The 15,242-nt window shown below is 62.2% G+C and carries 14 protein-coding genes and 1 riboswitch; of the genes, 8 read left to right on the top strand and 6 right to left on the bottom strand.

Translation table 11 applies throughout. The annotated features are described in order from the left end of the window. Positions 1-16: 16 nt before the first annotated feature. From WBQ96_RS06120 to glpD, 4 genes are all read right to left on the bottom strand, one after another. Positions 17-1,789, bottom strand: coding sequence for an SLC13 family permease (locus tag WBQ96_RS06120; protein ID WP_336548379.1), 1,773 nt, complete (start codon positions 1,787-1,789; stop codon positions 17-19). 137 nt (positions 1,790-1,926) lie between these two features. After that, the gene (locus WBQ96_RS06115) at positions 1,927-3,141 is read right to left on the bottom strand and encodes an MFS transporter (protein WP_336548377.1); all 1,215 of its coding nucleotides are present in this window, start codon (positions 3,139-3,141) and stop codon (positions 1,927-1,929) included. A gap of 146 nt (positions 3,142-3,287) precedes the next feature. After that, positions 3,288-5,129, bottom strand: a complete 1,842-nt coding sequence (ilvD, locus tag WBQ96_RS06110) for a dihydroxy-acid dehydratase (RefSeq protein ID WP_336548375.1) — start codon at positions 5,127-5,129, stop codon at positions 3,288-3,290. 273 nt (positions 5,130-5,402) lie between these two features. Beyond that, positions 5,403-6,926, bottom strand: coding sequence for a glycerol-3-phosphate dehydrogenase (glpD, locus tag WBQ96_RS06105; protein ID WP_336548372.1), 1,524 nt, complete (start codon positions 6,924-6,926; stop codon positions 5,403-5,405). A gap of 182 nt (positions 6,927-7,108) precedes the next feature. After that, positions 7,109-7,255: riboswitch (FMN riboswitch) on the top strand. A gap of 77 nt (positions 7,256-7,332) precedes the next feature. Between glpD and WBQ96_RS06100 the strand changes: the two genes are divergently transcribed. The 8 genes from WBQ96_RS06100 to WBQ96_RS06065 all read left to right on the top strand — a co-directional run bounded on the left by WBQ96_RS06100 (position 7,333) and on the right by WBQ96_RS06065 (position 14,467). After that, positions 7,333-7,806 carry a 6,7-dimethyl-8-ribityllumazine synthase gene (locus WBQ96_RS06100; protein WP_336548370.1) on the top strand — a complete coding sequence of 158 codons (474 nt, stop codon included), beginning with the start codon at positions 7,333-7,335 and terminating at the stop codon, positions 7,804-7,806. A 164-nt stretch (positions 7,807-7,970) separates the two neighbouring features. Beyond that, on the top strand, positions 7,971-8,666 hold the full coding sequence (locus WBQ96_RS06095) for a helix-turn-helix domain-containing protein (RefSeq protein WP_336548369.1): 696 nt from the start codon (positions 7,971-7,973) through the stop codon (positions 8,664-8,666). Position 8,667: 1 nt separating this feature from the next. After that, positions 8,668-9,747, top strand: a complete 1,080-nt coding sequence (locus tag WBQ96_RS06090) for an extracellular solute-binding protein (RefSeq protein ID WP_336548366.1) — start codon at positions 8,668-8,670, stop codon at positions 9,745-9,747. Positions 9,748-9,778: 31 nt separating this feature from the next. Further along, positions 9,779-10,687, top strand: a complete 909-nt coding sequence (locus WBQ96_RS06085) for an ABC transporter permease (protein ID WP_442920800.1) — start codon at positions 9,779-9,781, stop codon at positions 10,685-10,687. After that, positions 10,684-11,472 carry an ABC transporter permease gene (locus WBQ96_RS06080; protein WP_165116803.1) on the top strand — a complete coding sequence of 263 codons (789 nt, stop codon included), beginning with the start codon at positions 10,684-10,686 and terminating at the stop codon, positions 11,470-11,472. The genes WBQ96_RS06085 and WBQ96_RS06080 overlap by 4 nt, the downstream gene beginning before the upstream one ends. A 1-nt stretch (position 11,473) precedes the next feature. After that, positions 11,474-12,592 carry an ABC transporter ATP-binding protein gene (locus tag WBQ96_RS06075; RefSeq protein WP_336548364.1) on the top strand — a complete coding sequence of 373 codons (1,119 nt, stop codon included), beginning with the start codon at positions 11,474-11,476 and terminating at the stop codon, positions 12,590-12,592. 32 nt (positions 12,593-12,624) lie between these two features. After that, on the top strand, positions 12,625-14,007 hold the full coding sequence (locus WBQ96_RS06070; protein WP_336548363.1) for an NAD(P)/FAD-dependent oxidoreductase: 1,383 nt from the start codon (positions 12,625-12,627) through the stop codon (positions 14,005-14,007). 103 nt (positions 14,008-14,110) lie between these two features. Next, positions 14,111-14,467: a cupin domain-containing protein gene (locus WBQ96_RS06065; RefSeq protein ID WP_336548361.1), complete on the top strand. Its 357-nt coding sequence runs from the start codon at positions 14,111-14,113 to the stop codon at positions 14,465-14,467. 61 nt (positions 14,468-14,528) lie between these two features. Here WBQ96_RS06065 and WBQ96_RS06060 read toward each other — a convergent pair whose 3' ends face one another. Next, entirely contained in the window at positions 14,529-14,765 is a 237-nt protein-coding gene (locus WBQ96_RS06060) for a hypothetical protein (protein WP_091913002.1), read from the bottom strand. A 223-nt stretch (positions 14,766-14,988) separates the two neighbouring features. Continuing rightward, on the bottom strand, positions 14,989-15,198 hold the full coding sequence (locus tag WBQ96_RS06055; protein ID WP_091913004.1) for a cold-shock protein: 210 nt from the start codon (positions 15,196-15,198) through the stop codon (positions 14,989-14,991). Between the last annotated feature and the right edge of the window lie 44 nt (positions 15,199-15,242).

The following is a 15,242-nucleotide window of genomic DNA, read 5'->3' as shown; positions in this document are numbered from 1 at the left end:
CCCTCGGGCGCCGTTTTCATTTCAACGGCCAGACCAGCATCAGCGCCGGCACCGCCACCAGAAGGACGATGAAGGACAGCGGCAGCCCGAGCCGTGGGTAATCGCTGAACCTGTAACCGCCCGGCCCCATGACCAGCGTGTTGCACTGGTGGCCGATCGGCGTCAGGAAATCGCAGCCGGCCCCGATTGCAACCGCCATCAGGAACGCTTCCGGCCGATAGCTGAGGCTTGCCGCAAACCCCGCCGCGATCGGCGCCATAACGAGCACGGTCGCGGCATTGTTGAGGAACGGCGTGATCGCCATTGCCGTTACGAGAATGAGCGCAAGCGCGCCATAAGGCGGCAGCGTGGCCCCAAGCTGGGCCAGCCAGCCCGCGATGACGTCCGTGGCGCCTGTGCGCCTCAACGAGTCGCTTACCGGGATGAGCGCCGCCAGCATCACCAGTATGGGGCCATCAATCGCGGAGTAGACTTCGCGGACAGGAATGACCTTGAACAGCACCATCGCAACGGCAGCGGCAAAGAACGCGATCGCCACCGGCAACAGGCCAACCGCGGTTGCGCCCATCGCGGCAAGCAGGATCAGGACCGGGACGACGCCGCGCCTGACGCTGCCTAACAGGATCGGCCGCTCGGCCAACGGCAGAAGGCCGAACTCGCGCAGGATTTCCGGGAACGCCTGGCGATTGCCGCGCAGCAGGATGACGTCTCCAAGCCGCAGTGTGATGGCGCCGAGGCGCTGGGTCAGCCGCTCGCCCTTGCGGCTGACCGCCAGCAGATTGACGTTGAACCGATCGTAGAGGCCGAGGCGCTGCGCCGACCAGCCGATCAGCATGGAGTTTTCGCCGATCACGGCTTCCACCGCGTCGATCTCACCGCTGCCGGTGTCAGCGCCTTCGCGGCCACCGGTCACGCTGAGCCTGGCCTGCGCCACCAGCCGGTCGAGCGCTTCGGGATCGCCCTCCATCAGCACGATGTCGCCTTCCCTCAGCAGCGCGTCGGGAAGCGGCGTGATGCGCACGCCGCGCGAGCGGATGATCGACGTAACATCGACATCGCCCTCGGCAAGCTTCATCAGGTCGGAAACCGGCTTGCCGAGAACGGACGAGCCGCTGACCACGACCGCTTCGGAGACGTAGTTCTTGATGTCGATCGCCTCGTGCAGCGAGGAACTGGAACGCGTGCGTTCGGGCAGCAGCTTGTAGAACAGCACGAGAAAGATGATGCCGGCGAGCGCCAGCACCGCTCCCACCGGCGTGAAGTCGAACATGCTGAAGGACGTGCCGGTGAGTTCCTCCCGAACGCGCGACACGACGATGTTGGGCGATGTGCCGATCTGCGTCATCAGCCCGCCCAGCAGCGAACCGAAAGCCATCGGCATCAGGAACACCGAGGGCGATACATTGGAACGGCGGGCGAACTGGATGGCGATGGGGATCATGATCGCCAGCGCGCCGATGTTCTTCACGAAGGCCGAAAGCACGGTGACAGTCGCGACCAGTAGGAACATCTGCGCCCGCACCGACGACACGTCGGGCAGGTAGCGCTTGATCGCATATTCCATGATGCCGGATCGCGCCACGCCGGCGCTGACCAGAAGCGCACTGCCGACGATGATGACGATATCGTCGCTGAAACCGCTGAATGCGGCATCATAAGGCACCACGCCGACAGCCAACGCCGCAAGCAGCGATCCCGCCGCGACCAGATCGTAGCGGAACCGCCCACACACGAAAGCGGCCATCATCAGGGCGATGACGACGAATGCCAGGATCTGTTCGAAGGTCATGCTGGTATCGTCCCCGTCCGCGAGACGCGGTGACAGGAAACGCACGGCACGCGAAATTGTTTCGCTCAAACGTGCCCCGGAACGATGGCGATGAAAAGAATATTCTCATCGCCATCGGCAAGTCTGGAATATTTGCGCTACGCGGCTGTGGCGCGCATTTCCTTCGTCGACGGCAGCAAGACCGTCAGAAGGCCGAGCAGCGGCAGGAACGAGCAGATCATATAGACGTAGTCGATGCCCTTGATGTCGGCGACGACACCGAGCACGGCAGCCGCCAATCCACCCATGCCGAAGGCGAAGCCGAAGAAGACGCCGGCGATCATGCCGACGCGGCCCGGCACCAGTTCCTGCGCGAAGACGACGATGGCCGAGAAGGCCGACGCCAGCACAAGGCCGATGATCACGGTCAGGATGCGCGTCCAGAAAAGGTCCGCATAGGGCAATGCCAGCGTGAACGGCAACACGCCTAGGATCGAGAACCAGATGACGAATTTGCGCCCAAAGCGGTCGCCGATCGGCCCGCCCGCCAGCGTGCCCGCAGCCACCGCGCCGAGGAAGATGAACAGCAGTATCTGCGCTTCCTGCACCGACACGCCGAACTTATGAATGACGTAGAAAGTGTAGTAGCTCGACAGGCTCGCCATGTAGATGTTCTTGGTGCAGACCAGCGTCGCCAGCACGATCAGCGCCACGACGACCTTGCGGCGCGGCAGCGAAATGGCCTGGGAATGCACAGGGCGCTTGGCATTTGCAATGCGGTAGCGGCCGTACCAGCCGCTGACCTGCCGCAGCACGATGATGCCGATGAGAGCAGCGATCGCGAACCATGCAACGCTATGCTGTCCCCTCGGCACGACGATGAAGGCTGCGAGCAACGGCCCAAGCGCGGTGCCGAAATTACCGCCGACCTGGAACAGCGACTGCGCAAGCCCGTAGCGTCCACCGGAAGCCATGCGTGCGACGCGCGAAGACTCGGGGTGAAAGACCGACGAACCGATGCCCACCAGCGCCGCGCCAACCAGCAGCACGCCGTAATTGCCGGCATAGGCCAGCACGATGAGGCCGATCATGGTCGAGGTCATGCCCATCGGCAGCGAATAAGGCATCGGCCGCTTGTCCGTATACATGCCGACGAGTGGCTGGAGCAGCGAGGCGGTGACCTGGAACGTGAAAGTCAGGAGGCCGATCTGCCAGAAATCGAGGCCATAGCTTTCCTTCAGCATCGGGTACAGGGCGGCGAGAAGCGACTGCATCACATCGTTGAGCATGTGGCAGAAGCTCACGGCCAGAAGGATGGCGTAAACGGTGTTGTCTGCTTGGATGCGGCCTGCGGTCGCTGAAGTATCAGTCACGATAGTGATCCTGCATTTGGCCAGCCGAGTACAGCCGGCGCCTACAGGCGCAGCGCCTGCAAACGTCTCATAAACCCGGTTGTGGGTTGCGTCTTAGGTCAGACGGCGATCTTCCCATGGGGCAGATCGCCATCTGGATTCTTTGTTCAGTTCTCGCCGAGGTCGCGCACAGCACCTCGGTCGGCAGAGGTTGCGAAGGCCGCATAGGCTTTGAGTGCGGTAGTCACCTTGCGCTTGCGCTGCTCGGTCGGCTTCCAGCCTTTGGCGTCCTGCTCGGCGCGGCGGGCGGCGATTTCGGCCTCGTCGACGCGCAGCGAGATGGTGCGGTTCGGGATGTCGATGTCGATCATGTCGCCTTCTCGCACGATGCCGATAAGGCCGCCATTGGCGGCTTCCGGCGAGACGTGGCCGATGGAGAGGCCCGACGTGCCGCCGGAGAAGCGGCCATCCGTGATCAAAGCGCAGGCCTTGCCGAGGCCCTTCGACTTCAGATAGCTGGTCGGATAGAGCATTTCCTGCATGCCCGGTCCGCCCTTCGGGCCTTCATAGCGAATGACGACGACGTCGCCGGCCTTGACCTCATTGGCAAGGATCGCCTTGACGGACGAATCCTGGCTTTCGAAAACGCGCGCCGGGCCGGAGAACTTCAGGATCGATTCATCGACGCCCGCCGTCTTCACGATGCAGCCGTTGAGCGCGATATTTCCTTTTAGAACCGCAAGCCCGCCATCCCTAGAGAACGGATGCTGCGCATCGCGGATGACGCCGTTTTCGCGGTCGATATCCAGTTCCTTCCAGCGCGCACTCTGGCTGAATGCGACCTGCGTCGGCACGCCGCCGGGAGCGGCGCTGAAAAGTTCGAGTGCTGCCGGATTGTCGGTGACGGCGATGTCCCATTTCGACAAGGCGTCGCCCAGCGTCTTCTCATGCACGGTTGGCAAGTCCGCATTGAGCAGACCGGCGCGGTTCAGTTCGCCGAGGATCGCCATGATGCCGCCTGCCCGGTGCACATCTTCCATGTGAACGTCGGACTTTGCCGGCGCGACCTTGGAAAGACACGGAACCTTGCGCGACAGACGGTCGATGTCGTCCATCGTGAAATCGACTTCGCCTTCATGCGCGGCGGCGAGAATGTGCAGAACCGTGTTGGTCGAACCGCCCATGGCAATGTCGAGCGCCATGGCGTTCTCGAAGGCACCCTTCGAGGCAATGGTGCGCGGCAGCGCGGTTTCATCGTCGCCCTCGTAATAGCGCTTTGCCAGAGCGACGATCCTGCGGCCAGCCTCAAGGAACAGCTTTTCACGATCCGAGTGGGTTGCCAGCGTCGAGCCGTTGCCGGGAAGCGACAGGCCGAGCGCTTCGGTCAGGCAGTTCATCGAATTTGCGGTGAACATGCCGGAGCACGAACCGCAGGTCGGGCAAGCCGAACGCTCGATGGTCTGGACGTCTTCGTCGGACATCTTGTCATCGGCGGCAGCGACCATCGCATCGACCAGATCGAGCGCGTGGATCTTGCCATCGGAAAGCACGACCTTACCGGCTTCCATCGGCCCGCCCGAAACGAAGACGGTCGGGATGTTGAGCCGCAGCGAGGCCATCAGCATGCCGGGCGTGATCTTGTCGCAATTGGAGATGCAGACCATGGCGTCGGCGCAGTGCGCGTTGACCATGTATTCGACCGAGTCGGCGATCAGTTCGCGCGACGGCAGCGAATAGAGCATGCCGTCATGGCCCATGGCGATGCCGTCATCGACGGCGATGGTGTTGAATTCCTTGGCAACACCGCCCGCCTTCTCGATCTCGCGCGCCACGAGCTGGCCGAGATCCTTGAGGTGCACATGCCCCGGCACGAACTGCGTAAACGAGTTTACCACCGCGATAATCGGCTTGCCGAAATCCGAGTCCTTCATGCCGGTGGCGCGCCACAGGCCGCGAGCGCCTGCCATGTTGCGGCCGTGGGTGGTTGTGCGGGAGTGATAAGCGGGCATCGGATTCTTCCTAAGCTAAGCCAGTGATCCCTGATTTTTCAGCCGGGATCGCGCGATAAAACAAACACTTGCAGGATACAGCCGATTCAATTTGTGAACAGCCGCAGCCTCACCCGCAGGCAACGTTTTGATAGCGAGAGGCGCCAAATTTCAGCCTCTCACACAGCAACCGTACCCGCGGGTACGGTTGTCATAGCGCAAAGCTTCGGCCACGTCACTAGGCTGGCACGAGATTTTGGCGGACGTGGTTCAGTTGGCGGAAAATCGGCGCGGCTATTCGGCAGCCGCGTTCTTCGAGGCGTTGGCGTCACGCATGAAATCGTCGAGTGCCTGGCGCTGCGCCTCGTTCATGTGCAGGCCGCGCTTGGTGCGCCGCCACAGCACGTCCTCGGCCGTCACCGCCCACTCATGCGCCATGAGGTAGCGCACTTCCGCCTCATAGAGATCGGCGCCGAAATTCCGGCCGAGATCGCCGGGCGAAATCGCAGAACCGAGAAGCTTCGACGCCAGCGTGCCGTAAAGCCGTGTCAGCCGACGGGCGTGGCCCGCATCGAGGAAGGGATAGGCCGCCATCAATTTCCTGACCTGCGCGTCAAAACCCGTGGCAAAGAAATCGCCACCCGGCAGCGGCGCGCCCGCCGTCCAGGGCGCACCGCGCTTGCCGAGATGCGCCTCGATCTTTTCCAGCATCGACTGGGCAAGCCGACGATAGGTGGTGATCTTGCCGCCGAAGACGTTGACGAGCGGCGGACCGTCGCTGGTGTCGGATTTCAGCACGTAGTCGCGCGTCGCTTCCTGCGCCATCGAGGCGCCATCGTCGTAGAGCGGCCGCACCGCCGAGTAGGTCCAGACGATGTCTTCGCGCCTGACGGGTGCCGCAAAATACTCGCTTGCAGCACTGCAGAGATAATCGGTCTCCGCCTCGCTGATCTTCACATCGTGCGGGTCGCCGTCGAAATCCCGGTCGGTGGTGCCGATGAGGGTGAAATCATCCTCATAGGGAATGGCGAAGATGATGCGCCCGTCCTTGTTCTGGAAGAAATAGGCTCGCGGATCGTCGAACTTCTTGCGGATGACGATGTGGCTGCCCTGCACCAGCCGCACATTGTGGACATCGTTGCGCCCGACCGCACCCGCGAGCACGGCATCGACCCAGGGACCGCCGGCATTGACGATCAGCCGCGCCCTCACCTCCTGCGTTTCACCCGTCCGCTGGTTCTCCAGGTGGACGACCCAGTGATCGCCCTCGCGCCGCGCACTGACGACCTTTGTCCGGGTGCGGATATCGGCGCCGCGATCGGCAGCGTCGCGGGCGTTCAGCACGACGAGGCGGGCATCGTTGACCCAGCCGTCGGAATATTCGAACGCCTTGGAAAACAACGGCTTCAGTGGCTTTCCTGCCGGGTCGCTGCGCATGTCGAGCGTTTTAGTCGCCGGCAGCAGTTTGCGCCCACCAATATGATCGTAGAGGAACAGGCCGAGCCGGATCAGCCATGCCGGGCGCAGGCCCTTGGCATAAGGCAGCACGAAACGCATCGGCCAGATGATGTGCGGTGCCATCTTCCACAGCACCTCGCGCTCCATCAGCGATTCCCGCACCAGCCGGAACTCATAATGTTCGAGATAGCGCAGGCCGCCGTGGATAAGCTTGGTCGATCCCGACGACGTGCCACTGGCAAGGTCGTTCATCTCGGCAAGGCACACCGAATAGCCGCGACCGACCGCGTCGCGGGCGATTCCGCACCCATTGATACCGCCGCCGATGATGAAGATGTCGTAGGTCGAGGGTTCGGTCACGATTTTCTCCGGCTGGTCGCCGCATTCTCTTCAGTTCCCCACTACCCAATTTTGAACTTTTTCGCAATCGAAACGAGCGCAAAACGAAAACACTCCGCAAGAAAAAACACATGGCTGAAAATGCCTGACCCCGCCATCCGGCGGATTGACGACCACAGGGATTTCGCGCCATACAGATTGCGTTAAGTTCTCAGGGCGGGGTGTAACTCCCCACCGGCGGTAAGAGTGAAAACTTGAGCCCGCGAGCGCTTCCCGGATTTCCGGGAAGGTCAGCAGATCCGGTTTAATTCCGGAGCCGACGGTCATAGTCCGGATGGAAGAGAACGAACGGGATCATGCCGCTTAACTGCGGACGAAGTCCTGTCTCGTGCGTCCTGATTCTGGTCATTGAACGGAGTAAGGACCCATGAATCAGATATCCCCTCGTGAATTCGAAACCCGCCGCGTCGCCGTCATCCGTGCGCGCTGGCATTCGGAAATCGTCGATCAATGCGTCGATTCCTTCGTCAGCGCCACGCAGGCGCTTTCGAACGGCAAGACGGTCGTTGAGGTCTTCGACGTACCCGGCGCGCTCGAGATCCCGCTTCACGCCAAGCTGCTTGCCGAAACCGGCCGGTTCGATGCCATTCTCGGCACTGCTTTCGTGGTCGATGGCGGCATCTACCGGCACGACTTCGTGGCACGCACGGTGCTCGACGGAATGATGAACGTCCAGCTTGCTACCAACGTCCCTGTCCTGTCGGCGGTGCTCACGCCGCACCACTTCCACGACAGCGAAGAGCACCGCAAATTCTTCTTCGACCACTTCAAGGTGAAGGGAAACGAGGCCGCCAACGCCTGTTTCCAGATCCTCAATGCGCGCGCGACGATCGCCGCCTAAATATCCAGAAAATCAGGAAAAAATGAACTGGCGCAAGCGAAGGAAACGCTTGCGCTGTTTCCCTTTTGTGGCCTGCTCAACAAGGATTTTTCGCCGGCATACGAATCCCGCTTGCCATCCAGAGATTCACTTAATAGCTTGTAAAGTGAACCGTGAGGAGACGGATGAAGCTGATCGATGATCAAAGCCCGGCAGATGGTGCCACGTCCGGGACGGAGGCTCGCCGCTCGACAATGCTCGGGGATCGCGTCAAGGCATTCCGCACCGCACGCCGCCTGACCTTGCGCCAGCTTGGCGACCTGACCAGCACCACGGCAAGCTTTCTCAGCCAGCTCGAACGCGGTCTCTCCGGCGCCAACACGTCGACCCTGATGTCGATCGCCAACGCATTGGGCATCAGCGTTGCAGATCTTTTCGAAGACTCCGAGGTATCGACGCACAAGGTGCTGACGCGCGCCGAGCGCCCGGCGCTGCCGGTCAGCGAAGGTTATCGCAAGACGCTGCTGTCGCGCCGGCCCATTCACGATGTCGAAGTCTATTCGGGCGAATTCGCGGTCGGCGGCTCCACCGGCGACCTGCCCTACACCCACGGCAACGCGCATGAGATGTTCCTCGTCCTGCGCGGCAGGCTGCAACTGACGCTCGGCGACGAAACCTTCATCCTCGAAGAAGGCGACAGCATCGAATACGCGACCTCGACCCCGCACAAGACGGTCAATGTCGGCAATGTGGCGGCCGAGGTTCTGTGGATCATTGCGCCCCCGACAAGCGGCGCAGTCGAGCTCGATGAATACGTGCCCCGGAAAAAGCTCGCACCCGGGGCGCCAAAACCAAACAGCGGGTCATCGGAGAATGAATAAAATGGGATATAGATCGACATTTGCCGGCATCGCCGGCGCGACCGCGCTTGCCGTTATTGCCGCCGTCGCTCACGCACAGGAAGCGCCCGCCGCCGGCACCATCGTGGACGGCTCGCTCAAGGGCAAGACGCTGACCTTCGTTTCCTACGGTGGCATCTATCAGGACGGCCAGGTCGCGGCGCTGAAGGAATTCGTCGAAAAGTCCGGCGTCACCCTGCTCAATGACGGCCCGACCGAGATTGCCAAGCTGCAGGCGCAGGTCGAATCCGGCAACGTCACCTGGGACGTGGTCGACACCGCCGACCTGCCACCCTACGTGCATTGCGGCAAGCTGTTCCAGAAGCTCGACCTGACCAAGATCGACGTCTCGCACATCCCGGCCGGCCAGGTCGGCGAATGCAGCGTTCCGGCGATGAACTACGGCATGGTCCTGATGTACAAGAACGATGCCTACAAGGATAACCCGCCGAAGAGCTGGAAGGACTTCTTCGATACCGAGAAGTTCCCCGGCATCCGCGCCATCGACGGCAGCGGCGATCCGATCGGCGCGCTGATCGAGCAGGGCATCATCGCCGATGGCGGCTCCGTCGAGAACATGACGCCGGCCGACATCGACAAGGGCATCGCCAAGATCAAGGCGCTCGGCCCGGACACGATCTTTTGGAAGACCGGCGCTGAATCGCAGCAGCTCGCCGAGTCCGGCGAAGCCGACATGGTCATGATGTGGACCGGCCGCGCGATGACCGCAGTCAAGAACGGTGCCGCCTACACGCCGGTCTGGAACGACTGGATGGTCGTGATGGACCAGCTCACCATCCCGGTCGGCGTCAAGGATACGGATGCCGCCTACGCCCTGATCAATGCCTATCTCGGCAAGCAGGCGCAGGAAATCCTCACCGAGCAGACCTCCTACTCGCCGATCAACGACGAGGCACAGCCGAAGGTCGACGATTCCGTCGCTGCCTTCCTCACCAACACGCCGGATCGCGTCAAGCAGGGCTACCAGCAGAACATCAAGTTCTGGGTCGCCAACTTCGACGCCGCGTCCGAAAAGTGGACCGCACTCATGGCCGGCAACTAAGCCAGCCCGTGCAAGCCTGGAACAGTAAAGCGTGAACCAGACAATCGACACGACAACGGCCGGGGGTTCCGATCCCCGGCCAGCAGGCCGCGCAGCATCCGAGCCGCGCCGCTGGCGGCTGGCGGACTATCCGTCGCTGCTGACGGTTCCGGCGATCCTGCTGCTCATAGCGGCCATGGCCTATCCGCTGCTGACGATCGTGCTGCGCAGCTTTTCCGAGCCCGAGTGGGGTTTGCAGAACTACGTCTGGTTCTTCTCCACGCCCGTCAACCTCACTGTTCTTGCTCGCACTTTTTCCATTTCCGCCTGGGTCACCATCGTCTGCGTGATCGCGGCCTATCCTTACGCCTACCTGATGACGACAGTCGGCCCGCGCATGCGCCTCGTCCTCATCATGTGCGTGCTGGTGCCTTTCTGGGTCAGCGGCGTGGTGCGCACGCTCGCCTGGGTGATCCTGCTGCAGGATTCCGGCGTCATCAATTCAACGCTGAAAGCAATCGGCTTCAGCTCGATCAGGCTTATCCGCACCCAGACCGGCGTCGTCATCGGCATGGCGCAGGTGCTTCTGCCGTTCATGATCCTGCCGCTCTATTCGGTCATGCGCGGCATCGACCTGCGGCTGGTGCAGGCGGCGCGCAGCCTCGGCGCACGCCCTGCCCTTGCCTTCCTGCAGGTCTATCTGCCGCTGTCGCTGCCGGGCGTGTTCGCCGGCGCGATCATCGTCTTCATCCTGTCGCTCGGCTTCTACATCACGCCTGCCCTGCTCGGCGGCCCGCGCAGCACCATGCTGTCGACGCTGGTGCAAAGCCAGGTGCTGAGCCTGCTCAACTGGGGCCGCGGCGGCACCATGGGCGTCGTGCTGCTGGTCTCGACCTTCGTGCTTCTGGCGGTCGCCGCGCCCTTGATGCGCCAACGCCATAAGCAGGCATCGAGGAGCTGACGATGAAACCATTCCGCATCATCCTCGGCCTGTTCTGCCTGCTGGTCGCCGTCTGGCTCATCATGCCGACGCTCGTCGTCATCCCGATGTCGTTCAACGACAAGAAGTCGCTGGCCTTCCCGCCGTCCGGCTTCTCCTGGCAGTGGTACGCCAACTTCTTCACCAATCCTGAATGGTCGAACAGCCTTCTCAACTCGCTGAAGGTCGCAAGCATCGTCGCGGTCGTCGCCACCTTCATCGGCACGCTGGCCGCGTTGGGCCTCAGCCGCATGAAGCATTCCGGCGCCGGCATATTGCGCGCCATCCTCATCACGCCGATGGTCGTGCCGGGCGTCGTGCTGGCGATCGGCATCTATGCCGTCTATCTCAACTACCAGCTCGTCGGCACCACATTTGGCTTCGTTCTGGCCCATACGATGCTGGCGATCCCTTTCGTCATCATCGCGGTCTCGGCCAGCCTCGAAGTGTTCGACGTGCGGCTGGAAACGGCTGCAGCGAGCCTCGGCGCTAACCGCTTCACCGCATTCCGCACCATCACGCTGCCGCTGATCGCGCCCGGAATGTTGTCCGGCCTGCTGTTTGCCTTCGTGACATCCTTCGACGAGATCATCGTCGCGTTGTTCATCACCAGCCCCTATCTGAAGACACTGCCAGTGCAGATCTTCACCAGCATCACCCGCGACGCCGACCCGACTGTCGCTGCCGTCGGAACCATCATCTTCTTCGCCACTTCACTCGTGATCGCCGCAGGGCTGATCATCGGCTCGAAATCCAAAAGGAGCTGACATGTCCACGTCTAAGACCAGAGAACGCGGCGCAGCGATCGATATCCGGGATGCCACGAAGCGCTACGGCAAGTTCACCGCGCTCGACAATGTCAGCCTGCATATCGAGCCGGGCGAGTTCATGACGCTGCTCGGGCCCTCCGGTTCGGGCAAGACGACGACGCTGAATGTGGTCGCCGGCTTCACCGACCTCACCGCTGGAGACCTTTCGGTCGGCGGCGAAAGCATCGTCGGCGTGCCGGCCCACAAGCGCAATATCGGCGTCGTGTTCCAGCACTACGCGCTGTTCCCGCACATGACGGTCGGCAAGAACGTCGCCTACCCGCTGACGCTGCGCGGCGTCGAAAAGGGCGAGCGCGAGCGCCGCGTCAAGGCAGCGCTCGACATGGTCAAGATGGCCGACTTCGCCCATCGCTACCCGAGCGAGCTTTCCGGCGGCCAGCAGCAGCGCGTAGCACTTGCTCGCGCCATCGTCTTCGATCCGCCGCTGCTCCTGATGGACGAGCCGCTCGGCGCGCTCGACAAGAAGCTGCGCGAATGGCTGCAGCTCGAGATCAAGCGCATCCACCGCGAACTCGGCACCACCTTCGTCTATGTCACGCATGACCAGGAAGAAGCCCTGGTGCTGTCCGACCGCATCGCTGTCTTCAACCAGGGCCGCATCGAGCAGATCGGCACCGGCCGCCAGCTCTACGACGAGCCGGCGACGCTGTTCGTCGGCAAGTTCATCGGCGAATCCACGACCTTGCGCGGCAAGGCCGAAATATCAGGCGGCGAAACCGGCTTGACGATTGCCGGCCAGAAGATCGTGGCAAAGGAAAAGCTCGCCGGCGGCGAGACGCCGGTGATCCTGCTGCGTCCTGAAAAACTGTCGCTCGCAGCCGCCAAGGCACCCGTCACCAACGGGCAGAACAGCCTTGCCGGCCAGGTCAGCGAGGCGATCTATCTCGGCTCGGGCTCGAAATACCAGGTCGTGCTGCGCGACGGCTCGATTGCCGTCGTGCGCTCGTCGCTGGAGGCAAAGCCCTTCGCCATCGGCGACGAGGTCGATCTGCGCTGGTCGGTCGAGGATTCCAAGCTGCTCGCCGATGATGACCGCGCCGACATGACGCTGACCTGATCCCCTCCTTACCCCCGCAGGATTTTTTGAACATGGACGCCAAAGTCAATGGCAACGTCTCCTTCTGGTATGCCGATATCGGCCTGCCGGCCTTTCGCGCACCGCTTCCCGGCGATCTCGAAGCCGACGTCTGCATCGTTGGCGCGGGCTACACCGGCCTGTGGACGGCCTACTATCTGAAGAAGGCCGACCCCTCGATCCGCATCGCCATCGTGGAAAAGGAATTCGCCGGCTTCGGCGCTTCCGGCCGCAATGGCGGCTGGCTGTCCGGCGGCTTCGGCTGGTCGCGCGAAAAATACCTGAAGACCTCGACGCGCGGCGCCGTCATCGACATGCAGCGGGCCATGTATGGCACGGTCGATGAGGTGATTTCGGTCACCGAGGCCGAAGGCATCGACGCCGACATCCTGCGCACGGACAACATCACCGTTGCCACCAACAAACCACAGCTCGACCGCGCTCGTGCCGAGTATGAAGAGGCCAAGGCATGGGAAATGCCCGCCGACCGCATCGAATTCCTGAGCGCGGCTGATGCACGTGCCCGCATCGCCATCCACAATGTGCAGGGCGCCTATGTGCTGCGCGGCATGGCGCGCGTGCAGCCGGCAAAGCTGGTTCGCGGCCTCTCCGGCGCCGTCGAGCGCCTCGGTGTGCCGATCTATGAGCAGACGACCGTGACCGCCATCGAAAAGGGCAAGGTCACCACCAATCGCGGCACGGTGCGCGCGCCCATCATCATCCGCGCCACGGAAGGTTTTACTGCCGGCATTCCCGGCAATGAAAGGCTCTGGCTGCCGCTCAACAGCGCGCAGATCATCACCGAGCCGGTTTCGGATGCCCTCTGGGATGAGATCGGCTGGAAAGGCCATGAACTGTTGGGCGACGCGGCCCACGCCTATTGCTACGCCCAGCGCACCCGCGAGGGACGCATCACCATGGGCGGGCGCGGCGTGCCCTATCGCTACGGTTCGCAAACGGACGTGCGCGGCCAGACCCAGCAGTTGACGATCGAAAAGCTCCACGCGATCCTCGTTCGCCTTCTGCCGCAGACCAAGAACCTGCGCATCGACCACGCCTGGTGCGGTGTGCTCGGCGTGCCCCGCGACTGGTGCACGACCGCTGGCCTCGACCCGGAAACCGGGATCGGCTGGGCCGGCGGCTATGTTGGATTGGGCGTATCGAGCTCGAACCTCTCGGGCCGCACGCTGCGTGACCTCATCCTGCGCCGCGACACCGAACTGACCCGCCTGCCCTGGGTCAATCGCCAGGTCAGCAAGTGGGAGCCTGAGCCGATGCGCTGGCTCGGCGTGCATTCGATGTATCAGCTCTACCGCATGGCCGACGAACGGGAAGAAGCCGGCCTCGATCACACTTCGAAGCTGGCAGCCATCGCCGATCGCATCACGGGGCACTGAGAAAACTCAAGCACCGCTGAATCGACTCATGCGCGCCAATTCGGCGCGTGACCCTCATCGAAACGCCAGCAGAGCCTATTCTCGCATAACTTTGGATAACATCATGACCGACTTCCAGACCTTCGCCCACCTCGCTTCCATCGATCTCGGCAAACCCGCGCCGAAGCCAACTTCCATCACCGGCGATCAGGTCGAGGCCGCAAAGACGCTGTGGTCTTCGCCGGACGGAAAGCTGGAAGTGGGTGTGTGGGAATGCACGCCAGGACGCTTCACGGCAGCGCGCGACACCAATTCGGAAACCTGCCACATCGTTTCGGGCCGCGTTTCGCTGCATGGTCCGGATGGCCGCAGCCAGGAAGTTAACGCCGGTGAAATGCTGGTTCTGCCGAAGGGCTGGCACGGCGAATGGACGATCCACGAAAAGACGCGGAAGCTCTACATCATTCATCAGGAAGCGTAATAGCCACCGGTTAGCCCAAGGCTTGCACAGCCCGGTAATTGCCGGAGGCAGTCGCCTGCTATCAGGCCTTGGAGCCGCCGGCCTTGCGCTTCGGCGCGACCGGATTGGCGGCGGCGCGGGCCAGATCTTCGGCCTCTTTCTGCAAGCGCAGCTCACGCAACCTTGCAGTCTTGGCTTCGCGTTCGTTGCCGATCGCGTCATGCTCGTCGACAATGCGATTGCGGGCAAGCGATTGGGTTTGCGCCTTGCTGAAGGCAAGCTCGGCCTGCTCGCGGGTCTTCTGGGAATTGTCGGCCATGGTTTGCCTCCTGGAGCAACCAAGCATCGCTTCGAAACGGGATCGGCCTTCGAAGAATGCGAAAACAAAAATTACACAGCACTGAAACGTGTCATCCGCCGCGCGGCTGTAAGCGCGGCTGGTGCTGAAACAAAAAAGGCCAGGCAATTGCCTGACCCTTCCTTGTCATTCGTCCTGCCAACGGTGCCAGTACATCCGTGGTCACCGGCTGGACGAATGGTGTTTATGCAGCCTGAAGCTGGTCAGCCGACATCTTGCCGGACTTGTTGTCCCGCACCATCTCGTAGCTGATCTTCTGGCCTTCGACGATGTCGCGCATACCAGCGCGCTCGACTGCGGAGATATGGACGAAAACGTCCTGGCCGCCATCATCAGGCTGGATGAAACCGAAGCCCTTAGTCGAATTGAACCACTTTACTGTTCCGGTGCTCATAACGAACCCTTTCACGGAAAATATTAATCATTCACCGCACGAAT

Source organism: Mesorhizobium sp. CCNWLY176, from assembly GCF_037153935.1.
Lineage (GTDB): Bacteria > Pseudomonadota > Alphaproteobacteria > Rhizobiales > Rhizobiaceae > Mesorhizobium_M > Mesorhizobium_M zhangyense.
The sequence above is the reverse complement of the archived record's forward strand: the minus strand, read 5'-3'. Positions and strand labels throughout refer to the sequence as shown.

Excerpts from the sequence above, each read along its gene's own strand:
- WBQ96_RS06075 (WP_336548364.1), top strand. The coding sequence starts at position 11,474 with ATGTCCACGTCTAAGACCAGAGAACGCGGCGCAGCGATCGATATCCGG.
- WBQ96_RS06120 (WP_336548379.1), bottom strand. The coding sequence starts at position 1,789 with ATGACCTTCGAACAGATCCTGGCATTCGTCGTCATCGCCCTGATGATG.
- WBQ96_RS06100 (WP_336548370.1), top strand. The coding sequence starts at position 7,333 with ATGAATCAGATATCCCCTCGTGAATTCGAAACCCGCCGCGTCGCCGTC.
- WBQ96_RS06065 (WP_336548361.1), top strand. The coding sequence starts at position 14,111 with ATGACCGACTTCCAGACCTTCGCCCACCTCGCTTCCATCGATCTCGGC.
- WBQ96_RS06095 (WP_336548369.1), top strand. The coding sequence starts at position 7,971 with ATGAAGCTGATCGATGATCAAAGCCCGGCAGATGGTGCCACGTCCGGG.
- WBQ96_RS06090 (WP_336548366.1), top strand. The coding sequence starts at position 8,668 with ATGGGATATAGATCGACATTTGCCGGCATCGCCGGCGCGACCGCGCTT.
- WBQ96_RS06055 (WP_091913004.1), bottom strand. The coding sequence starts at position 15,198 with ATGAGCACCGGAACAGTAAAGTGGTTCAATTCGACTAAGGGCTTCGGT.
- WBQ96_RS06070 (WP_336548363.1), top strand. The coding sequence starts at position 12,625 with ATGGACGCCAAAGTCAATGGCAACGTCTCCTTCTGGTATGCCGATATC.
- WBQ96_RS06060 (WP_091913002.1), bottom strand. The coding sequence starts at position 14,765 with ATGGCCGACAATTCCCAGAAGACCCGCGAGCAGGCCGAGCTTGCCTTC.
- ilvD (WP_336548375.1), bottom strand. The coding sequence starts at position 5,129 with ATGCCCGCTTATCACTCCCGCACAACCACCCACGGCCGCAACATGGCA.